The sequence below is a fragment of the Achromobacter sp. D7-1 genome, assembly GCF_059760445.1.
In genome coordinates, this window is record NZ_JCBAMT010000010.1 from 90,634 (window position 1) to 112,280 (window position 21,647).

Genomic DNA, 21,647 nt, shown 5'->3' on the forward strand with positions numbered 1-21,647 from the left:
GTCTTGCGGGGAAGACGGGAAGGCAGTCATGCTTGACCTGCCTCCGTCGCCGACCTCGGCCGGCGCGCCGGCCTGCCGCGCACCTCCCAACCTCCATCGCTTTGCACAATGGCGGAAGTGGTAGCGGGAGAATTGGCGCGCGAGGCAAGCAGGACATAGTGCCCGCAATGATCTTCCGGCTGGGCAACGAAGCCTAGCGGGACAGCGGCCGCCGCGGCTTCGCCGAATCCGGGTAGCTCGGACAGGCGCGCATCCTGCTTGCCTAGCGCAACTGGCCCCTTCAGCGGCGTGACCGTCCCCCCAGGCGCAACCGCATTGACGCGAATGTCCGGCGCCAACTCGTAGGCAAGTTGCCGGACCAGCCCCACGCCAGCGTGTTTGGACGCCACATATACCGGTCCGCCACCGCCTGCGTAAGAGGCAGCATTGGACAAGGTGAATATCATGCTTCCCCGGGTAGCTCGAAGCGCCGGTTCGGCGGCGTGCGCGGCAAGCAGATAGCCCAGCACGTTGACGTCGAACACCTCATGGTAGGTTTCCACCAGTTGTTCTACATCGCCGAATCTAGTCAACGGCGCGAAGTGATCCCATACGCCAGCGTTCGCTACCAGTGTGTCGAGCTTGCCAAACGCCGTCAACGTGGCGTCCACTGCGTCCGCGTTGGCCTGTCCCGAGCGCACGTCTCCCACCGTTACTGCGATCCGCTCACCGAACTCCCGGCGCAGCGCCTCGGCACCGGCGACGCTGCGTACCAGCGCGCCAATTCCCCGGGCGCCCTCGGCCAGGAAACGCCGAGCGACGGCCAGCCCGATGCCTGAGTTGGCACCGGTTATCAATGCGACATCATCATTTAGCCAGCCCATGGTCACAGGAAAGTATTGAGGTTCTTGGACATCAGCAACGATTGCGTGATGACGATCTTGCGCCGGGCGATACGGAAATCCTCGCCGTATTCGCGCAGCAGGTCTTCGCGCCGACCCAGCAGCAGGTCGTTGTCCGCCTCGCCGCGGCTGCGGTAGTTGACAAAGACGGAATGCACGATCAATTCGCCGCTGGACGGCCCCCGGAACGCCTCCACATTGCTGATGACATGCACGTGACGGGTTGGAGGATCCTCCGCCCAGGCCGACGGTTGCTGGTAGCGCGCGACGCGCCGTTCCAGATCAAGATGACAGTCGTCGAAATAGGCACCGCCGCCTGGCGCATAGGCGCCCAGCCCGCCGCTGCGGCGACGGTTTTCGATAGCCGGCATCCAATAGTGGATATCCTCGGTCATCAGGTCCAGCCATTGCTCCCAAAGCTCGGCGTCGAGAAGACGCGCCTCCCGATACAGGAACTGCTCGATACGACGGCTGGTGTCCCTATCGACAGCTTCGCCCGCCTGCCGTCCGAAGACAGAATCCGAATGCGCGCTCATGCGGCCTCCTGGGCGTTGACGCTGTGCTGGAACGCGGTTTCCGGTAACCGCGCGGGGTCGCGCTGGGGAACGTCATGCCACGAGCGGGCCCGCATCAGATCCAACCAACGCCGGTAGAAGGCCCGGTGGTTCGCCTCATTCACCTGGTTCCGGTAGACATTGCCCGGCAAGCCGCTATCCTCCATACGTGTGCCTCGCCCCAGCCCCATATAGAGATCTTGCTGTCTAGTTACGAATCCGGCGTTTGTTCGGGTCGAGAATTCGAAGTTCTCACCGTCATCCATCTCGAAGACTCCAGAGGGCGAGAATGTCATCATTGCGCCCTTGCGCCACCGCTCTTTGATGTCCGACGGCGCGCTCTTATTGACCAACGTCCAGGTGTGCAATTCGATTTTTCCTGGTCCGCGCGGATGCCACACTCGGAACGTGTTCTGGCCGGGGAGGAATGAAAGGTTGGGAAACACGCCGGCCGACGAAATGGACCCGATCATTTTTGACCGGACCTCGCCCAGACGCCGTGCAACCTCGGGTTGGATGCGGTAGAGATATTTGCGGATTTCCTTGTCGCCCAGCGTGGCCGCGTTGCCAACGATGTCAAGGTTGAACTCCCAGCCATGCCCATTGCAATTGACGTGATAGGAATCTGGATTCTTGTAGACTTCCGCGACTGGGCCGCCCAACATCGCACGGGCCGCGGAATCGTGCGTCCACAGGGCATGGTAGATATCGCCGATGAAATTCTCCACCGGCACCTTCCAATTGCAGTTGATCACAGACTTCACGCAACCACCGACGAACTCGGTTCCCTCTCCGTCCATGTCCAGCATGACGTCGAGGTAGTAGCGGAAATCCCCCAGATAGGATTGCAGCGACGGAGCCTCGGCATCCATGTTTCCGAAGACGAGGCCCTTGTAACTCGCCACCTGGGCGACGGGATGCAAACCGTGCTCGTCCCGGTTCATGCCACTCTCCTCGAATAACTCCTGCCCCGCCATTCCGCGCAGCTCGCCGTCGATACCGAAGCTCCATCCGTGATAGTTGCAGATGAAGCTCCTGGCATTGCCCGCGTCTGCAAAGTTGATCTTGTTGCCACGATGGGGGCAGGTATTGAGAAATGCCTTGATCGAGCCGTCTTTCTGCCGGACGACAATCACATTGTCTTCCGCCATGTAGGCGGTGACGTAGTCCCCAGCCTTCGGAATCTGGGATTCATGCGCCAGAAACAGCCAGCTGCGGGAGAAGATCTTTTCCAACTCCTGCTCATAGATGCGACTGTCCCAATAGACCCGGCGGGACAGGCGGCCAGCGTCCAAGTCGATTAGTCGATCCAGTCCGTCCAAGGGTTCGCTTATACGGTCCTTGCGCAAACGGCCACAGCTTCCAGCGCAATCGTGTGTCATCACAGTCTCCTTGTCAGATCATCGAAGAGGCAGCGTCAGAGGCGTGCTCGAGGTCGGCGTAAATCTCACCGTTCTCTTCGATCACCTTAAAAGTCTGCAGGTCGACCACGCAGGGAAATCCCACCGCCTGGCCAGTCGGTATGTGGAAAAGACCGTCATGCACTGGACATGCGATCAGGTCGCCATCGACGATCTCGCCTTCTGATAATGACGCTGTGGCATGGGTGCATGTGTCGCGCGTCGCGTAAAACACGCCGTCCACGTTGTAGACCGCCAATGGACAGCCGTCAGTTTCCACTTTTCGAACTTCGCCCGGTTGCAATGCGTCGCGCCGGATCAGGAATACCTTCTTGTTCATGGTCATTCTTCTCTCGCCCGTCTCACCGCAAATGCAGCTGCACAAACCCGAGCCCGGTCACCCATTCGGGCACCGCCTCATAGGCGATCACCTCACCTCGAGCGCCTTCAAGCGCGCCAAGCGCACAAGCCCAATTTCGGATTTCCATTGCACCGTTACCGCCGTTGGCCAGGATGTAGTCGTCACTGAGTGCACTGATCGCGCCCAGGTCCACGCGCTCCGCATACTCCAGGACCTCCTGGTCGAATTCGTCGTTGACCCGCCCCATCTCCGCTGTCCCCACCCAATGACTGATGCCGCCGCTGCCGATCACGACCACGCGCTCTGGGCTGGGAAACGATTCGACCGCCATGCGGATCTGCCGGCCAACATCCACGGCGCGCGCCATGCGGATATATGGGTCCACGCCGGCAGCCAAATAGACAGGGATCGTGCCCACCGTTAGGCCGGAATCGCGCAAGGGTTGCACCAGCAGCTGGTTCGGAATGGCTATTGCATTATCCACCGTCAAGGCGCGCGCCACCGCCCAATCGAATCCACTGGCGTGCCCATGCTCAGCAATATGCGCAGCCAGCGGTTCGCTATTTGGGATCACCCCGCGAGCCAGGCCCGGCATAGCATCCAGCGGACCATCCACGTCGCCGGTACCGATCAGGTACGACGGCAGGCATGCCGTGCCGAACAGCATGTAGTGATCCGCGCCGACGATTACCACACTGGTCGGCGCCAACGCCTTCAGGCGCTCCGCGCATTGACGGAATGCCCCCCACATTCGCTCCCTGACCGCAAGCTCGGGCGCGTTGGGCGCCACGAACATGACCGGATCATGCGGCACCAGGAATCCCCCTACGATTTGACCCATTTATCTCTCGCCTATTGCTTCAAGGCCGCGCTGTACGGCGTTTCGATAGCGCCCAGAGGGCTCAGCTTGCGCACATATGCGCGCATGTCACGCTCAGGGGCCAGCTCCTGCCAGAAGCCCATGGTCAGCATCGGATTGACGCCCGTCTGCTGGAGCGCCAGCACATCGAAGCCACAAATCATCCGTCGCTCCGTCTCGGTCAACGCGAAGCGCTTCAGATAGCCTTCAGCATCCTCGCGAAAGCGCTGTTTTGCAGTCCGATCCACGGTCAATTGGTGTAGCACCCGCTCAAGCACATTTCGGCTCATAGCGTCACGCGCAAAAATGCGACACCAGCCGCAGAAAATCGGCGCGTCTTTCGGTCTGCACCCAATGGCCGCAACGCCCGAAAAGATGCAGATCCGCATTGGGAATCGAGCGAGCCAACAGTTCGCCGCAGGCGGCCGGCACAACACGGTCTTCGCGACCATGCAGCACCAGTGTGGGCGCCTGAATCGTCGCGACGGTATGCGCGGGAAAGCCTTTCACCATGGTGGGACCGTCCGGATTCGGCCGGGGAATCAGTTTGCGCAGCGCGTCCTGCGCACCGGGCCGCGCGCTGGCATCGAAGCGCGCCTGGATCATTTCCGCGGTGATGATGGATTGTTCATAGGGAAACAGACGCAACGTACGCTCCATGTTCTCCAGCGACGGCTCGTATTCCCAGGCTGATCGCAACCCGGGCGTCTGTATGAATTCCCCAGCTGGCGTGCCCAGCAGCACCAACCTATCCACGCGGTCAGGATTCGATGTCGACAGGCCGAGCGCCAACGCGCCGCCAAACGAGTTGCCAACAAAGGAGGCGCGGTCGATTCCTAACTCGTCCATGATGCCCAGCAAGTGCCGCACCCAGAGTTTGATGTCGTACTTGGAGTCTTCCTTGAACTCGGTGAATCCGAAGCCGGCCATATCGGGAACGATCACCCGGAACGTTTGGCCAAGCTGGTCCATAACGCCCCCCCAGTTGGTCCAACCCGACACACCCGGCCCAGACCCGTGCAGCAAGAACAATGGCTTGCCCTGCCCCACATCAAAGTAATGGGTCCGATGCCCTGCGGCGGTCAACTTCCTACCTACGCTCGTCGTTGCACTCATGCGTCTCTCCATACACATACGTATGTGTATGGTAAAAATCAAATCAGGCCCGGTCAAGGCCTTTTTTAGCTATTTTAAGGGCGATGAGCGTTGCCAACCAAATTAACAAACAATACATATATGTATTGATGCCGAAAGGTAGAATAGAACTCTATCTATTCCTGGAGCCGAGATGGCTAGAAGTTCGAGCACAGATACCAACTCGCCGCGCAGTCAGCTAACCCCTGCAGACTGGATCCGTGCGGCTCGCCACCTGCTGGTCAGCCGCAGCGTGGACGCCATTCGCGTCGAAGTGCTCGCCAAGGAAATGTCGGTCACGCGAGGAAGTTTCTATTGGCACTTCAAGGACCGTGACGACCTGTTGCACCGGATGCTGCTTGCCTGGCGCGACGAAGCTACCGAACAGATCATTTCCCGTTTCGAGCGTGATGGACTGCAGCCGAAGGAATTGATTCGGAATCTTCTGTCGCTTCCGTTGCGCGGGAAGGCTGCGGAAGAAGCTGCGGCAACTGAACTCGCTATTCGCGCATGGGCTCGCCGCGACGAGCGGGTGAGACACTTGTTGGACGAAATGGATGCAAAACGCCTGTCCTACATTTCCCAGTGCTTTAGCGCGCTCGGCTTCGGCGTCGCCGAAGCTCGGTGCCGGGCCTTTGCGCTGTACAGTTATGAACTTTCGGAATCACTGCTTTCACGGCAAGGCACGACTGAGCAGAGGAATGAGCGCAACGCGATGATGGAACAGATGTTGCTGACGCCATTCTAGCGAGCCACCCATAGAAACGATCCAGACCAACCGATGACTCAATCGCGCGCCCTTGCAGCCATCTCAGCCCATTGATTGCTACTGCCCGGCCGCTGCGGCATGGGCGGCTAGGGGTCGACGCCCCGCACGCCTAAACAGTCATTTTTTCACTGAAGGTTGATCTCTACTCCGGCAAGCCTGAATCTCGTGGCCACTGGAGGACAAAACGCGCACCGCCCAATGGGCTCTCGACCACGCGGATGCTGCCATGGTGGCTAGCCGCCACGCACTGGACGACGGCGAGACCCAACCCCGCTCCGCCCGTCCCTCTATCCCGACTTTCATCCAGACGGGTAAACGGTTCGGAGACTCTGTCCCTGTCTCCCGGGGGGATACCTTGTCCATCGTCATCCACGACTAATTCAAAGCCACCATCCCTCTGGGAACGCAAGGCGATTTCTCCCCGTCCTCGAGCGTATCTCACAGCATTCAGCACTAGGTTAAGCAGCTCCCTGCTCATATTTCCTTGGTGCAATCGGATATGCAGCGGAAAACCGTCACGCACAGCGCAACGCACGTTCCGCGCGTCGGCCTGAAGTGCTATCCGGACTAGAGCTTCGCCCAGCCAATCACGAGCGTCCACTGTTTCGAGCTTGACCGTAATCTTTACGCTGATTGTCTATCAGCGTAAAGATCCGCTCAGCCATGTGGTTGAAGCTCTCCCCGATGTGTCGAAGGCCAGAGATTCGCGACAAATGCACACGCTTGCCGAGGTCCCTCCTGCCCCATGCACAGGGCGGCATTGCGCAATGCGTCCAAGTCGCGCCAGACAGGAAGCGCCCACAACAAGAACAGCGCTGCGGTCATCATCAGAGTAAGCAGCGCCCCAGGCGGTCCACGTAAGCAGCCTGTCGAAAAGGCCGTCGCCAGGCACCGGGTAGCCCGCCCCGGTAGAAGCGATATAGTCAGAAGTGGAATTTTCCCGTTGGGGAGTTCTACCGGATGAAGAAGTCGAGATCTGCGGACAGCCAGATCATAGAAGTCATCAAGTGCGTGGAGGCTGGCTGGTCTTGCCGTTCCTGAAATGTGCTGGGAGCCGGGCATCAGCTCGGCTACCTTCTACAAGTGGCGTTCCAAGTACGGCGGCGTGGATGTATCGCTGATGGCGCGCATGAAGGAGCTGGAGGCCGAGAACACCCGCCTGCGCAAGATGGACGTCGAGGAGAAGCTCAAGGCCGAGATCCTAACGGAGGCGCCAGAAAAAAAGTGGTGCAAGCCATCCCTCTGTGGGCGAGCGGCCTAACTATTCCATAAAGCGGGCGATCAAGAACGGTGGCTTTCGACCCGTTGCAGGCGTTGCGCTTTCGTGCGTAGGTGTCGGCTTTGCAGAGAGCGGACTGGTCTTGCAACCCCGACGCCGCCCGCTGACATCTCGAGCGGTTTTGCCTCCACCCTTCAAAGGACAGTTCTTAGTCCAAATATCCTTGCCTACCAGACGGCCCGATCACTGACATCGACGCTGTCCAGAAAACCCAAGCGGATCAACAGAATGAAGAGCGCCCAACTGGCCTGGCCTAAAACCCGAGTTCGGACTGCTAATGGGTTTCAAAGCCAGCATGTGGCTATGTTCAATGAAGAAATCGGCCACGTCCCCCTCCCGGAATGGACTAGATGACCAATTGTTACTTCAAAGAACATAACAAGCCAGCCTAATTTTTGAGACCTACTCCGAATTATTGCCGCTTCAGGTCTGATGGTCTTCCTTGTTGCGCCCTTCAGAACGAGCGATGTTATTCGCGACCCAAAGGCCGAATGCGATAACAGCTACAAGTACTCCGAGCATCACCGTAGTACCCAAGTCCATACGCTTTTCTCCACAAACACAGCCCTATCGGTACGCCTGATGATAGCAATCACCGCCGGATATGAACTGAGAATCCGCAGCGCAACGCAACATCGTTCGTAACAGGAAACCCGTTGGGATCCTGCTGGGTTCCTACTTGGTTAACCGCCGGTTCCCACATCAAAACCTAGAGCGGCACTCGACCAATTTGGTTCTGAAACACGGCGTAAAGGAGCGCGCTGTGCCCCAGCACAGTTGCTCAGATCTTGAGGTCCATGAGCGCCGCTGACACAGGATCCATGGCGATCCTCATAGGAGAAATGCCCACGAAGCGAGGGAACCTCGGGGCCTGTACCGGAAACCCAGCAGGTTATGGCCAGGTTTTACTTTCGAACCCAGTGCAAACCGGATGCAAAGCTACCAATCCCAATCCTATTCCCAATCCCAAATCTTTTACTGGCTACGCCAGTGTCAACAGCGTCTGCGCCGCTGTCTGACCTGATAAGCCACAATAGGCCGGACCAATTCCAGATGGGACGCCCTCGTAGATGCAGTGATGGCCCTTAGACGCGTCCACAGCCCGCATGAGCGATCGAAACACCTCGGGTGACGGGGGGGTAGCAGCCACTTTAGAGTCATTGCAGCCCAGAGCGCGTTCTGCGCGGTCTCGCGCTCTGTTTATGAAACGCGAGTCGAATCTCCGAGTTTTTGCCTTGCAGGGTCTAGAAGAAGGTTGGCGCCGTGCAAAAGAAAGTGGGCAAGTCGGAGGGTGTGGCCAGAGTCCTGTATTGCACAATCCAACGACTTCGCTCGCTAGAACGTGAGACCGCCGAGCCAGCCTTCCCTTCTGTCCATGGCAAGAATCGATGCCCACCGGGGCGCCAAGCTTCCCCGCACATTCGGAATATTTGATAGGGGATTTTGATAGGGTGTTTGAAACGGGCTTTGACTGATGGCGTCAACACTTGATCTCTACGCCAGCCAAGCACTCCGGATCTGTTCGATGGTCCACAACTGGACAGCCGCCCCGCCCCTCGCCCACTGTCAGTGAAGCTGGAACGATCAACGGTTGATGATGTTCCAGACGTACGTGACTAGGATGGCAACTGTCCGGCGCCGGCGTCTCAAGGTGGGAGTTATTTTTGCAACGCCACGAGCCGGACTCTTTTGACTGGGAACTGTTTGCCAGGCCGAGATACTCAAATACCCTGTCGGCAATTCAAGCCACTAACTTCTCCGCGACATGAACCGCGCTTGGTCCAGCCATTGCCGACCTTTTTGCTGCGACCCACGTTCCGTGTTTCTGAGCATTAATCGCGCCCCACGCTCCTTCGGTGCAGCAGGATCCACCAAGGCCGCCCCCTCCACGATTCACAAGTGGGACGGTTGCGGCGGGGTGAAATCTACGGACCTGCGGACAAGTTTCAGCGCCTCATACGCGGGATCGCGGCCAGCCCGGGGTCGACTCAGCGAAATAATCTGTTAGCCGCCTGAAAGACTCCGTGTCCCTGTCGCAGCCATTCAGACATTGCGCTGGCAACTCCTACTTCCATTGTCGAAAGGGCACCCCTCGTATCAGTACTAGGTTAAAGGATGCCCTATCCCCTCATTCCCGTACTAGGCCAAGTCTCCGCAGTTCGGGTCGGATAGACCGTCGACTTTGATTTCTCTCAGCGCAGCTCAGAGCGCATTTGACACTGAGGTGTGCAGTATGGTCTCAGTGCAATGCACACAGCACATGCAGAGTACAGGCCGCGACGCTTTAAAAGTGCAACCGCGGAAGACCGGTCCACAGCACCGCTCGGCATTGGTCCGCTAACGAATAACGCCGCGAGGATGGAAGGGCCGAGGGGTCGTAACGATTCAACTGTCGCGTGGTGCCGCCGATGCTCTGCGACCTGGGCTCGGAACTCTCGCTTTGCTGCCCCAGCAACACAGCCTCAGATGAAGGGGTTTGGCCTGCCCCAAGCGCAACAGTCCCCAGAGCCCACCCAATTGGCCTGATGAGCCCAAAGTGCAGCGAGCTGCCCGCCCCCCCCAATCAAGCAGAGACCCGGCAAGTCCCGAGATGGGCTATTGCTACCGAGTGCACATCCTTGCCTTGATGCCGCCTGAACTTGCTCACCGCCAACTGCAAGTTCGTTGTCCCATATGTTGTCCCATATGCCCAGCAAAGAAAAAGGGTTAGCTCAACGACATTGAGCTAACCCTTTGATTTTATTGGTCGGGGCGGTGGGATTCGAACTCACGACCCTCTGCTCCCAAAGCAGATGCGCTACCAGGCTGCGCTACGCCCCGAAGGGTGGCAACTATACCAGATACCGGACGGCTAGCCTATTCGCGCCCGCAGCGCGGACCAAGCAGGCCCTGCTGCAACAGTAAAAAAACGGCGCGCTTTTCGAAGCGCGCCGTTTTTTCGTAGGGTCGAATCCCGGCGATCAGCCGAAGCGGCCCGTGATGTAGTCTTCCGTTTCCTTGCGCGTAGGCTTGACGAAGATCTGGTCGGTCTGGCCAAATTCCATCAGCTCGCCCAGGTACATATAGGCGGTGTAGTCCGAGCAGCGCGCGGCCTGCTGCATGTTGTGGGTCACGATGACGACGGTGTAGTCGTTCTTCAGTTCGGCGATCAGCTCTTCGATCTTGGCGGTCGAAATCGGGTCCAGCGCCGAACACGGCTCATCGAGCAGCAGCACTTCGGGCTTGATGGCCACGCCGCGCGCGATGCACAGGCGCTGTTGCTGGCCGCCCGACAGGCTGTTGCCGCTCTGGTGCAGCTTGTCCTTCACTTCGTTCCACAGCGCGGCCTTGCTCAGGGCCCATTCCACGCGCTCGTCCATTTCACCCTTGGACAGGCGCTCGAACAGGCGCACGCCGAAGGCGATGTTGTCGTAGATGCTCATGGGGAACGGCGTGGGCTTCTGGAACACCATGCCGACCTTGGCGCGGATCAGCGAGATATCGGTCTTGGCCGTCAGCAGGTTTTCGCCGTCCAGGATGATCTCGCCCTCGGCGCGCTGGCCGGGGTACAGCTCGAACATGCGGTTGAAGGTGCGCAGCAGCGTGGACTTGCCGCAGCCCGACGGGCCGATGAAGGCGGTGACCTTCTTCTCCTGGATCGACATGTTCACATTGCGGATCGCATGGAACTTGCCGTAGTAGAAGTTCAGGTCCTTGACCTCGATCTTGTTCTTGACGGCGGTAGCGGTGTTTTCCATTTGGTTTCCCTTGGCTCCGGCGCGCCCAGCGCGCCGGCAAAGCGATCTTTACTTGCGGAACATGTTGCGGGCAATGATGTTGATGCCCAGCACCAGCAGCGTAATCAGCGTGGCGCCGGCCCATGCCAGGTTGTTCCAGTCCTTGAAGGGGCTGGCGGCGTATTGGTAGATCACGACCGGCAGGTTGGCCATCGGGCCATTCATGTTCAGGGACATGAACTGGTTCGACAGCGCGGTGAACAGCAGCGGCGCGGTTTCGCCGGAGATCCGGGCGATGGCCAGCAGCACGCCGGTGATGATGCCGGTCTTGGCGGCGCGATAGCACACCAGGGTAATCATGCGCCACTTGGGGCAGCCCAGCGCAGCCGCGGCTTCGCGCAGGCTGTTGGGCACCAGCAGCAGCATGTTGTCGGTGGTGCGCACCACGACCGGGATCACCAGGATGGATAGCGCGATGGCGCCGGCCCAGCCCGAGTAGTGTCCGACCTGGGCCACATACACGGCGTAGATGAACAGACCGATGATGATGGACGGGGCTGACAGCAGCACGTCGTTGAGGAAGCGCGTGGCGGGCGCCAGCCAGCCGCGCTGGCCGTACTCGGCCAGGTAGGTGCCGGCCAGAATGCCCACGGGCGTGCCGATGAGCGTGCCCACGCCGGCCATCATGACGCTGCCGAAGATGGCGTTGATCAGGCCGCCAGTCTGCCCCGGCGGCGGCGTGATCTCGGTGAAGAGCGTGTACGACAGCGCGGGAGCGCCTTTCATCAACAGCGTCAGAATGATCCAGAACAGCCAGAACAGCCCGAACATCAGCGTCCCCAGCGACACGGTCAGCATGATGCGGTTGATCACGCGACGCCGGCGATAGGTGCCGTTCTGCATATTGAGTACGGATACAGCCATGATCTTTTCCTTGTGCTCGCGGCGCGTCAGGTTTTCTTGCCTTCGCCGGCGGACAGGCGAACCAGCAGCATCTTGGCCAGGGCCAGCACGATGGTCGTGATCAGGAACAGGATCAGGCCCAGTTCCAGCAGCGCCGACTTCTGTATGCCGCCCGCTTCATTGAATTCGTTGGCCAGCGCCGAGGCGATCGAGTTGCCCGGCGAGAACAGCGATCCGGACCACTTGAAGGCGTTGCCGATGACGAAGGTCACGGCCATGGTCTCGCCGAGGGCGCGACCCAGGCCCAGCATGATGCCGCCGATGACGCCCGACTTGGTATAGGGCAGCACCACGCGCCACATCACTTCCCAGGTTGTGCTGCCCAGGCCGTAGGCGGATTCCTTCAACATCGCCGGCACCAGTTCGAACACGTCGCGCATGACGGCGGCGATGAACGGGATGATCATGATCGAGAGGATCAGGCCGGCGGTGAAGATGCCGATGCCGAAGGGCGGGCCTGCGAAGATGCCGCCGATCACGGGCAGGCTGCCCAGCGTGGCGATCATGAAGGGCTGCACATACTGCTGGAATACGGGGACGAAGACGAACAGGCCCCACATGCCGTAGATGATGGACGGAATGGCGGCCAGCATTTCGACCGCGGTGCCCAGCGGGCGGCGCAGCCAGGTGGGCGATAGTTCGGTCAGGAAGATGGCGATGCCGAAAGACACGGGCACGGCGATGATCAGGGCGATGGCCGAGGTCAGCAAGGTGCCGATGATAGGCACCACGGCGCCGTAGTTCGAATTGACCGGATCCCAATCGTTGAGCCAGAGGAACGACAGGCCGTATTTGGCCAGCGATTCGCGGCTGCCGTAGATCAGGGAAACAAGAATCGCCGCCAGCAGGATGAACACCAGAAAGGCGAACAGGCGGGTCAGATTCTTGAATAGCGCATCCATCAGCGCGTTTTTGTTTTGCTTCATAGGCGAAGGCGTGCCGGTAGTCACGGAGTCCGCCACGCTGGGCGGAAGCGGCACACTATTATCCATTACCGCGCTCATGGATGGACTTTCCTTAGGAAACCTTGGGGGAGAACTTCGAAGGTCTTGCTGCGGACCGCCCCTGCCGTTGCGCAATTGCAGAACGCCGGGGACGGCCGCTGAGGGGTTGCGCGGCAGAGGCTTGGCATCGCTGCCGGCCCGCGCCGCGCTCCATCCATTACTTCCAGACGGCCTTGCCGTCGGCAGCCTTGACTTCGCCCCAGGCGGCGCGGATTTCCTTGGTCACGGCCTCCGGCAGCGGCACGTAGTCCATGGCTTCAGCCGACTTGGCGCCGTTCTTGAAGGCCCAGTCGAAGAATTCCAGCACGGCCTTGCCCTGCGCCGGCTTGTCTTGCGACTTGTGGATCAGGATGAAGGTGGCGGCGGTGACGGGCCAGGAATCGGCGCCCGGCTCGTCGGTCAGGACCACGCCCATGCCCGGCGCGCTCTTCCAGTCGGCGTTGGCGGCCGCGGCGGCGAAAGCCTTCTGCTCCGGCTGGACGAACTTGCCGTCCTTGTTCTGCAACTGCGTCCAGGCCAGCTTGTTCTGCTTGGCGTAGGCGTATTCGACGTAGCCGATCGAGTTCTTCAGCTGGCCGACGTAGGCAGCGACGCCTTCGTTGCCCTTGCCGCCCTGGCCCACGGGCCACTTCACGGCCTTGCCTTCGCCCACGGTCGACTTCCAGTCCGGCGACACCTTGGACAGGTAGTTGGTCCAGCCGAAGGTGGTGCCCGAGCCGTCCGAACGGTGCACGACGATGATGTCGGCCGACGGCAGCTTGAGGTCGGGGTTCATTGCCTTAATGGCGGCGTCATCCCACTTCTTGATCTTGCCCAGGAAGATGTCGGCCAGGACCTTGCCCGACAGCTTCAGCTTGCCGGGTTCGATACCGTCGACGTTCACCACGGCAACCGTGCCGCCGATGACGGCCGGGAATTGCAGCAGGCCGTTCTTTTCCAGGTCGGCTGCCTTCATGGGATCGTCCGAGGCGCCGAAATCGACGGTCTTGGCGATGATCTGCTGCTGGCCGCCGCCCGAACCGATGGACTGGTAGTTGACGGCGCTGTTGGTGGCAGCCTTGTAGTCGGACGCCCACTTGGCGTAGATCGGGTACGGGAACGATGCGCCGGCGCCGGTCACGTCGGCGGCCTGGACGGCAAACACGGCGGCGCTCAGCGCGACGCCCAGGGAAACTTGTTTGAAGACACGTTTGAACATCAGGGTTCCTTCTGTGCTCGTTGGAGGAGTCTGGCAGGCTTTGGAAACTGCCTGTCTTTCAGCGACCATCGAATATTAAAAGCCTCACATGACAGGATAGTGACAGTCATGTTGTCCCCCCCGAGGCGCTGCGCGCCTCCCCCTAGGGGGCGCCGGTGGCGGACCGGCGGAGCCGGATCCGCGCGGCCTGGATTGGGGGACGCACTGCCTCGAACGGCGCCGAGGGCGCGCGGGCAAGCCCGAGAGACGAGGGAGAGCGCGGGAATGAGAGAGCGGACGGGGGAACGGCGGTCTGCTTTGGAACACCGCCCCGCGCCCCTGCCCCCCCCCGGACGGCGGCGGGGCTGTGGGACGGCGGGACGTTACACGCCCAGCTTCTGCATCAGGTACTGGTGCACGTTGAAGGGCTCGCGGCGGCTCTTGACGCGGGCGTAGTCGCCGTCGGCCTGCTGCTGCCAGGCCAGCTGGTTGTCGCGCAGCGCATAGGTGAAGGCTTCGTCGATAACGCGCTTCTTCAGGGTCTTGTCGTAGATCGGGAAAGCGATCTCGACCCGGCGGAAGAAATTGCGGTCCATCCAGTCGGCCGACGACAGGTAGACGGTCTCTTCGCCCTCGGCGTAGAAATAGAAGACCCGCGAATGCTCCAGGAAGCGGCCGACGATGGAACGCACCCGGATGTTCTCGGACAGCCCCGGCACGCCGGCGCGCAGCGCGCACACGCCGCGCACAATCAGGTCGATCTTCACGCCGGCCTGGCCGGCCTTGTAGAGTTCCTCGATGATCTGCTCTTCCAGCAGCGAGTTCATCTTGGCCATGATGCGCGAACGCTTGCCGGCCTTGGCCGCGCGGGCCTCGGCGCGGATCAGCGCCACCATGCCGTCGTGCATGGTGAAAGGCGACTGCATCAGCGCCTTGAGCGAACGGCGCGCGCCCAGCCCGGTCAGCTGCGCGAACACCTTGTCCATGTCCTCGCACAGCTTCGGATCGGCGGTGAGCAGGCCGAAGTCGGTGTACAGCCGCGCCGTGCGCGGATGGTAGTTGCCCGTGCCCAGGTGGGCATAGCGGCGCAGGCGCCCTTTCTCGCGGCGCAACACCACGGCCATCTTGGCGTGCGTCTTGTGCGCCACCACGCCGTACACCACGTGCGCTCCCACCTCTTCCAGCTTGGAGGCCCAGTTGATATTGGTCTGCTCGTCGAAGCGGGCCATCAGCTCCACCACCACCGTCACTTCCTTGCCGGCGCGCGCGGCGGCCAGCAGGATCTTCATCAGCTCGGAATCCTCGCCGGTGCGGTAAATGGTCTGCTTGATCGCCATGACGTCCGGATCCAGCGCAGCGGCGGTCAGGAAGTCGATGACCGGCTGGAAGGACTGGTAGGGATGGTGCAGCAGGCGGTCCTGCTCGGCCACGGCCTCGAACAGTTCGGCCGGTTTGTCGCCGACGCGGTCGAACGGCGCCGGCACGGGCGCCCGGTAATCCGGGAACAGCAGGTCCGGACGCGAATCCGAATTGCACAGCTGCATCAGGCGCGACAGGTTCACCGGCCCGGGGACGCGGTAGGTGTCCTCCGCCTTGAGCGAGAACTCGCGCTGCAGAAAGTGCTCCAGTTCGACCGGCGTCAGCTTGTCGATTTCCAGACGCACCGCTGCGCCGAAGTTGCGCTGCGACAATTCGCCCTGCAAGGCGTGCCGCAGGTTGGTGACTTCTTCCTCGTCCACGAACAGGTCGCTGTTGCGCGTGACCCGCCACTGGTAACAGCCCAGCATCTCCAGCCCCGGGAACAGCTCGCCGACGAAGGCGCGCAGCAGCGAGGTCAGCAGGATGTAGCCCTCGGGCTGGCCGGAGAGCTCCTGCGGCATCTTGATCAGGCGCGGCAAGGCGCGCGGCGCCTGCACCACGGCGATCGAGGCCTGGCGGCCGAAGGCGTCGGCGCCGGACAGCGATACGATGAAATTCAGGCTCTTGTTGTAGACGCGCGGAAACGGATGCGCCGGATCCAGCCCGATAGGCGTCAGGAGCGGCATCACGTCGCGGTTGAATACATCCCGCGCCCATTCCTGCTGTTGCTGATTCCACTCGGACGCGTGGTGCAGCGAGATGCCCTCGGCATGCATGGCCGGCAGGATCTCGTCATTGAGCAGGTTGTACTGGCGGTTGACCAGTTCGTGCACCGCCTGCTGCACGTTCTCGAACGCCTGGTCCGGCGTCATGCCATCCGGCCCCACCAGATTCGGCGACTGGCGCTGCTGCTCCTTCAGGCTGGAAATCCGGATCTCGAAGAACTCGTCCAGGTTGGAACTGACGATGCACACGTAGCGCAGGCGTTCCAGCAAGGGAGTCTTGGGGCTCTCCGCCATCGCCAGCACGCGTTCGTTGAATTTCAGCAGCGACAGCTCGCGGTTCAGAAGCAAGGGCTCGGCAGGAGGGCGTGAGGGCATACCGGATTCCATACGTAGGGAGAGCGTGGAGTTTTACTGCAAAAAAGTGACGGTTCCATGACACTACGCCAAAAACGTAGCGTACGCTAAAAGCGGGACATATAGCGGGGCGGCCATGCACCGCAAGCCCCTGTTCCGTAAGAAAAAAAGCGTAACCGGGAGCGCTGTCACATGGGGTCTCTATAATCGGCCCACCTCTCAGCCAATATTACGAGCCGCATGGATCAACTTCTGGCCGCGGTGGACCTCGGGTCCAACAGCTTCCGCCTCTCCATCGGACGCATCGTTCAACAGGACGGTACGCCCCAGATCTATCAGATCGACCGCCTCAAGGAAACCGTCCGGCTCGCGGCCGGCCTGGACTCCGAAAAACGGCTGGGCGACGACGCCATCGACAGGGCCATCGCGGTGCTGGAACGCTTCGGCGACCGCCTGCGCAGCTTCCACCCCAACCGGGTCCGCGCCGTTGCCACCAACACCTTCCGCGTCGCCCGCAACACCCGCGACTTCCTGCCGCGCGCCGAAGCCGCGCTGGGCTTTCCCATCGAAGTCATCGCCGGCCGCGAAGAGGCCCGCCTGATCTTCTCGGGCGTGGTCCACACCCTGCCCCCCTCGCCCAACAAGCGCCTGGTCATCGACATCGGCGGCGGCTCCACCGAAGTCATCATCGGCAAGGGCCATGAGCCCGGGCTGATGTCCTCGCTCTACATGGGCTGCGTCAGCTACAGCCGCCAGTTCTTCTCGGACGGCGTGGTCGACGCACATCAGATGAAGCAGGCCGAACTGGCCGCGCGCCGCGAGATCGAAGTCATCGCCAAGCAGTACCGCAAGATGGGCTGGAAGGAGGCCTACGGCTCTTCCGGCACGGCCAAGGCGCTGTTCGCCATCCTGACCGAATGCCGCTTCTCGGACCGCGGCATCACGCGCGCCGGCCTGAACAAGCTGAAGGAGCGCATCATCCGCTCCGGCCGCGTGGTTCCGTCCGAACTGCCCGGCATCAAGATCGAACGCTCGGACGTGCTGCCGGGCGGCCTGGCCATCATGAGCGCCCTGTTCGACGAACTGGGCATCGACGTCATGCACACCGGCGACGGCGCCTTGCGCCTGGGCGTGCTGTACGACCTGCTGGGCCGCGACGATGAGCACGACAAGCGCGACGAATCGGTGCGCCAGTTCATGAAGCGCTACCACGTCGACGTCAACCAGGCGCGCCGCGTGCACCACGCCGCGCTCACCCTGTTCGACGCGCTGTTCCCGGACGGCCCGGAACGCGCCGAGCTGCGCCCCGCGCTGGGCTGGGCGGCCGATCTGCATGAAGTGGGCCTGTCCATCGCCCACAATGCGTACCACAAGCACACCGCCTACGTGCTGGAAAACGCCGACATGCCGGGCTTCTCGCGCGCCGACCAGCAACTGCTGGCGCTGCTGGCGCTCGGCCATCAGGGCAAGCTGACCAAGCTGGAACCGCTGGTGCGGTCGCGCGCGCAATGGAAGGCCATCCTCAGCCTGCGTCTGGCGGTGCTGCTGTTCCGCCGCCGCAACGAAATCGAGCCGCTGCCGCTGACGGCATCGGTGCGCGACAACTCCATCGTGGTGCGGGTCAACCGCGAATGGCTGGCGCAACATCCCCTGAGCGACTTCACGCTGCGCGCGGAAGAAGCCGAGTGGAACAAGGTCGGATTTTCGTTCGAACTGCTGGAGTTCTGAGGATCGGGCCTGGCGCCCGCAATGTTTGCATCCGGCCCCGCACTGCGGGGCCGGCGTCATCTAGAACGGCGAAAGATCGGTTTCGCGATCCAGCCGCTTGAGCTCCATGCGCAAGGGCCGGGTGGCTCGCCGTATCAGTCTGATCTTCATGCGGCGGAGCAGGCGGCGCATGATGGTCAGCGCTGGGCAGTGGCGGGCTGGTCCAGCCCGAAGTGGCGGCGATAACGCTCGTCCATGCGGTCCATCTTGAGCAGCACCGGAAAGTCCGCGGCATTGAAGTCCGGGTCCCAGGCGGGCTCGCCACAGACCTTGGCGCCAAGCTTCAGATAGCCCTTGATCAGCGGCGGCACGCGCGCCGGCAAGGTGCTGTTGAGCTTCTCCACCGGATAGCGGTGCAGCGGCGTCACGCGCGGCTCATCGCCTTGCGGCAGTTGCTTGGAAATGGTGCGCCACACTTCGGCGGCGGTCACGCCGTCGTCGCGCAGGCTGACGCTGGCGCAGCCCAGCACATACTGATAGCCGCCCCGGCGCAGGTATTCGGCCAGACCCGACCACAGCAGCATGATGACGCCGCCACTACGGTAGTCGGGGTGCGTGCAGGAGCGGCCGACTTCGACCAGCTCGTCCTGGATGGAACCCAGCCCGGACAGGTCGAACTCGGACTGCGAGTAATAACCGCCAGCCTCCCGCGCCTTTTCCGGCGTCAGGATCCGGTAGGTGCCGACCACGCGGCCCGTATCCAGCTCGCGGACCATCAGATGTTCGCAGAACGGATCGAAGCGATCATGCTCGATGCCGTCCTGGGCGTCGGGGAACACCGCGCCCATGTCCTCGGTGAAGACGTCGTAGCGCAGGCGTTGAATCTGCTCGATTTCTTCAGCGGTGCGCGCCAAGCCCACCACCAGCACCTTGGCGGCGGCGCCTGTCCAAGGTTCTGCGGCATTACGGCTCGGATTGATGCGTGCTAATTCCAGCATTGCGCGAAGCTCCTAGAGAGTCCAGCCAGTGTGGACGCCCTGTATGTCAAAGACTTGACCAATATGTTACGTGACTATGAAGTTTAGTCTGGAGCGAATAAATCAATCCTCCGCCCAAATCGACAAAACTTTACAAATCTATACAGCCCTTGAACAAACAAGGCCACCCGTCACGCGCCGGGTGGCCTTGCTTGGAATCGGGGGCCGGCGTTTATCCCAGGCTGGCCGCAAGCTTCTCGGCGCAGGAGACGGCCAGGGCTTCGTCCTCGGCCTCGACCATCAGGCGCAGCTTCGGCTCGGTGCCCGAGGCGCGGATCAGGATGCGGCCGCGGCCGTCCAGCTCCGCTTCGACCGCCTTGCGCGCGGCGCTCAGGCCGACGTGCGTCTTCCAGTCCTGGCCCGGAGTCAACGGCACGTTGATCATCTTCTGCGGATACATGCGCAGATCGCTCACCCACTCTGCCAGCCCGACCGAATTGCGGCGCAGCGCGGTCAGGACCTGCAGCGCGGCGACGATGCCGTCGCCCGTCGAATGGCAGTCCAGGCACAGCAGGTGGCCGGAGCTTTCGCCGCCATACAGCCAGCCACGCGCCTGCATTTGCTCCAGCACGTAGCGGTCGCCGACGTTGGCGCGTTCGAAGCCCACGCCCAGGCGCTGCATTTCGCGCTCGAAGCCGAAATTGGTCATCAGCGTGCCGACCACGCCGTCCACCTTGCCGCGCTGCATGCGTTCGCGGACGATGGCATACATGAGCTCGTCGCCGTTATAGATGCGGCCTTCGCCGTCCACCATCTGCAGGCGGTCGGCGTCGCCGTCCAGCGCGATGCCCAGTTGGGCGCCGCGGGACTGCACTTCCTTGGCCAGCAACTCAGGGTGCATCGCGCCTACGCCCTTATTGATGTTGAAGCCGTCCGGATTGACGCCGATGGCGTGCACCTCGGCGCCCAGCTCACGGAACACATGGGGCGCGATGTTGTAGGCGGCGCCGTGGGCGGCGTCCACCACGATCGTCATGCCATTCAGGTCCAGATCGTTGGGGAAAGTGCTTTTGCAGAACTCGATGTAGCGGCCCTGCGCGTCGCCCATGCGGCGGGCGCGGCCCAGGGCTTCAGAGGCCACGCAGCCCAGCGGCTCGTCCAGCGCGGCTTCGATGCTGGCCTCGATCTCGTCGGGCAGCTTCATGCCTTGCGCCGAGAAGAACTTGATGCCGTTGTCCTGGTACGGATTGTGCGAAGCGCTGATGACGATGCCCGCCACCAGACGCAGCGCCCGGGTCAGGTAGGCCACCGCGGGCGTGGGCACCGGGCCGGCCAGCAGCACGTCGATGCCCGCGGCCGACAGGCCAGCTTCCAGCGCCGACTCCAGCATGTAGCCGGAAATCCGCGTGTCCTTGCCGATCACGACCTGCGGGCGGCTGCCGCCGCGCACGGCGTGCTCGCGCGCCAGCACGCGGCCGGCCGCGTAGCCCAGGCGCAGGGCGAATTCGGCGTTGATCACCGGACCGCCGACTTCACCGCGGACACCGTCGGTACCGAAATATTTGCGTCGAATCATGAACTGATTGCTCCTTGTTCTGCCGCGTGCCATACCTTGAGCGCGTCAACCGTAGCCGCCACATCGTGCACACGCACGATGGAAGCGCCACGCGCCACGCAGGCAAGCGCCGCGGCGATGCTGCCGGGCAACCTGTCGCCCACGGGCCGGCCGGTAGCCTGGCCGATCATGGATTTGCGCGACAGGCCGATCAGCAATGGATAGCCGGCGCTGCGCAAGCTGGACAGCCGGCGCAGCAGTTGGAAATTCTGGTCGCCCGTCTTGCCGAAGCCGAAGCCCGGGTCCAGCACGATGCGGCGAGGATCGATCCAGGCGGCGCGCAACTTGTGCGCGCGAGCCCCCAGGAAGAGCCCGATTTCACCGATCAGGTCGGAGTATTCGGGTGGGGCGGCCTGCATGGTGCGGGGCTCGCCCTTCATGTGCATCACGCATAGCCCGCAGCGCGAATGCGCCACCGCCTCGACGGCGCCGGGCTGCCTGAAGCCATAAATGTCGTTGATCATGTCCGCGCCTGCGTCCAGCACGGCGCGCATGACTTCCGGCTTGAAGGTGTCGATGGACAGGGGCACGCCGCAATCGCGCAGCGCCTCCATCACCGGCAGCAGCCGGGCCAGTTCGTCGGCCACCGAGACCGGATCCGCCCCGGGGCGCGTGGACTCGCCGCCCAGATCCAGGATCTGGGCGCCTTCGGCGATCAATTGGCGCGCATGCGCCACTGCGGAATCGGTATCGTCGTGCTGGCCTCCGTCGGAAAACGAATCCGGCGTGACGTTGACGATACCCATGACAAGCGGGCGCTCGAGATCAAACTCGAAGCGCCCGCAAAGGAAGTTATTTGCCATAACTCAGGAT

Annotated in this window: 18 protein-coding genes, 1 tRNA gene and 1 pseudogene; 3 read left to right on the plus strand and 17 right to left on the minus strand. The window is 61.9% G+C overall.

Translation table 11 applies throughout. The annotated features are described in order from the left end of the window. Window positions 1-26: 26 nt before the first annotated feature. The 7 genes from hcaB to AC6LKD_RS06895 are packed head-to-tail and all read right to left on the minus strand — an operon-like array spanning window position 27 to window position 5,171. Complete coding sequence (gene hcaB, locus AC6LKD_RS06865; RefSeq protein WP_498115644.1) at window positions 27-863, minus strand: 3-(cis-5,6-dihydroxycyclohexa-1,3-dien-1-yl)propanoate dehydrogenase; 837 nt, start codon at window positions 861-863, stop codon at window positions 27-29. A gap of 2 nt (window positions 864-865) precedes the next feature. Continuing rightward, on the minus strand, window positions 866-1,417 hold the full coding sequence (locus tag AC6LKD_RS06870; RefSeq protein ID WP_498115631.1) for a 3-phenylpropionate/cinnamic acid dioxygenase subunit beta: 552 nt from the start codon (window positions 1,415-1,417) through the stop codon (window positions 866-868). Beyond that, window positions 1,414-2,817 (minus strand): aromatic ring-hydroxylating dioxygenase subunit alpha, encoded by a 1,404-nt coding sequence (locus AC6LKD_RS06875; protein ID WP_498115632.1) that lies wholly within the window; start codon window positions 2,815-2,817, stop codon window positions 1,414-1,416. The genes AC6LKD_RS06870 and AC6LKD_RS06875 overlap by 4 nt, the downstream gene beginning before the upstream one ends. Before the next feature lie 13 nt (window positions 2,818-2,830). Beyond that, a complete protein-coding gene (locus tag AC6LKD_RS06880) occupies window positions 2,831-3,175 on the minus strand; it encodes a non-heme iron oxygenase ferredoxin subunit (RefSeq protein ID WP_498115633.1) in 345 nt (114 codons plus the stop codon). 22 nt (window positions 3,176-3,197) lie between these two features. Next, the gene (locus AC6LKD_RS06885) at window positions 3,198-4,037 is read right to left on the minus strand and encodes a DODA-type extradiol aromatic ring-opening family dioxygenase (protein WP_498115634.1); all 840 of its coding nucleotides are present in this window, start codon (window positions 4,035-4,037) and stop codon (window positions 3,198-3,200) included. 11 nt (window positions 4,038-4,048) lie between these two features. After that, window positions 4,049-4,444: a hypothetical protein gene (locus tag AC6LKD_RS06890; RefSeq protein ID WP_498115635.1), complete on the minus strand. Its 396-nt coding sequence runs from the start codon at window positions 4,442-4,444 to the stop codon at window positions 4,049-4,051. Continuing rightward, window positions 4,350-5,171, minus strand: coding sequence for an alpha/beta fold hydrolase (locus tag AC6LKD_RS06895; protein ID WP_498115636.1), 822 nt, complete (start codon window positions 5,169-5,171; stop codon window positions 4,350-4,352). Before AC6LKD_RS06895 ends, AC6LKD_RS06890 begins: the two co-directional genes overlap by 95 nt. 172 nt (window positions 5,172-5,343) lie before the next feature. Here AC6LKD_RS06895 and AC6LKD_RS06900 point away from each other — a divergent pair, with 172 nt between their 5' ends. Then, complete coding sequence (locus AC6LKD_RS06900; protein WP_498115637.1) at window positions 5,344-5,937, plus strand: TetR/AcrR family transcriptional regulator; 594 nt, start codon at window positions 5,344-5,346, stop codon at window positions 5,935-5,937. A 163-nt stretch (window positions 5,938-6,100) separates the two neighbouring features. Here AC6LKD_RS06900 and AC6LKD_RS06905 read toward each other — a convergent pair whose 3' ends face one another. Continuing rightward, window positions 6,101-6,436: an ATP-binding protein gene (locus AC6LKD_RS06905; protein ID WP_498115638.1), complete on the minus strand. Its 336-nt coding sequence runs from the start codon at window positions 6,434-6,436 to the stop codon at window positions 6,101-6,103. 482 nt (window positions 6,437-6,918) lie between these two features. On the opposite strand from AC6LKD_RS06905, the pseudogene AC6LKD_RS06910 reads away from it, so the two are divergent. Then, window positions 6,919-7,198 (plus strand): annotated as a pseudogene (locus AC6LKD_RS06910) (transposase); the annotation flags it as partial. Between the two features lie 2,782 nt (window positions 7,199-9,980). On the opposite strand, the gene AC6LKD_RS06915 reads toward AC6LKD_RS06910, so the two are convergent. From AC6LKD_RS06915 to ppk1, 6 genes are all read right to left on the minus strand, one after another. Next, window positions 9,981-10,057, minus strand: a tRNA-Pro gene (locus AC6LKD_RS06915). Window positions 10,058-10,197: 140 nt separating this feature from the next. Further along, window positions 10,198-10,974: a phosphate ABC transporter ATP-binding protein PstB gene (gene pstB, locus AC6LKD_RS06920; protein ID WP_498115639.1), complete on the minus strand. Its 777-nt coding sequence runs from the start codon at window positions 10,972-10,974 to the stop codon at window positions 10,198-10,200. A gap of 48 nt (window positions 10,975-11,022) precedes the next feature. Then, entirely contained in the window at window positions 11,023-11,877 is an 855-nt protein-coding gene (gene pstA, locus AC6LKD_RS06925) for a phosphate ABC transporter permease PstA (protein WP_013395582.1), read from the minus strand. Window positions 11,878-11,903: 26 nt separating this feature from the next. Further along, complete coding sequence (gene pstC, locus AC6LKD_RS06930) at window positions 11,904-12,920, minus strand: phosphate ABC transporter permease subunit PstC (RefSeq protein WP_013395583.1); 1,017 nt, start codon at window positions 12,918-12,920, stop codon at window positions 11,904-11,906. Window positions 12,921-13,077: 157 nt separating this feature from the next. Beyond that, window positions 13,078-14,118: a phosphate ABC transporter substrate-binding protein PstS gene (pstS, locus tag AC6LKD_RS06935; protein ID WP_013395584.1), complete on the minus strand. Its 1,041-nt coding sequence runs from the start codon at window positions 14,116-14,118 to the stop codon at window positions 13,078-13,080. 362 nt (window positions 14,119-14,480) lie between these two features. Continuing rightward, window positions 14,481-16,556 carry a polyphosphate kinase 1 gene (ppk1, locus tag AC6LKD_RS06940; protein WP_013395585.1) on the minus strand — a complete coding sequence of 692 codons (2,076 nt, stop codon included), beginning with the start codon at window positions 16,554-16,556 and terminating at the stop codon, window positions 14,481-14,483. Between the two features lie 219 nt (window positions 16,557-16,775). Here ppk1 and ppx point away from each other — a divergent pair, with 219 nt between their 5' ends. Next, window positions 16,776-18,263 (plus strand): exopolyphosphatase, encoded by a 1,488-nt coding sequence (ppx, locus tag AC6LKD_RS06945; protein WP_207465381.1) that lies wholly within the window; start codon window positions 16,776-16,778, stop codon window positions 18,261-18,263. Between the two features lie 176 nt (window positions 18,264-18,439). Here ppx and AC6LKD_RS06950 read toward each other — a convergent pair whose 3' ends face one another. The 3 genes from AC6LKD_RS06950 to folP form a co-directional block, all read right to left on the minus strand. After that, window positions 18,440-19,240: a GNAT family N-acetyltransferase gene (locus tag AC6LKD_RS06950; RefSeq protein WP_013395587.1), complete on the minus strand. Its 801-nt coding sequence runs from the start codon at window positions 19,238-19,240 to the stop codon at window positions 18,440-18,442. 211 nt (window positions 19,241-19,451) lie between these two features. Continuing rightward, window positions 19,452-20,795 (minus strand): phosphoglucosamine mutase, encoded by a 1,344-nt coding sequence (gene glmM, locus AC6LKD_RS06955; RefSeq protein ID WP_498115640.1) that lies wholly within the window; start codon window positions 20,793-20,795, stop codon window positions 19,452-19,454. Beyond that, window positions 20,792-21,637, minus strand: coding sequence for a dihydropteroate synthase (folP, locus tag AC6LKD_RS06960; protein ID WP_041654233.1), 846 nt, complete (start codon window positions 21,635-21,637; stop codon window positions 20,792-20,794). Before folP ends, glmM begins: the two co-directional genes overlap by 4 nt. Window positions 21,638-21,647 lie beyond the last annotated feature (10 nt).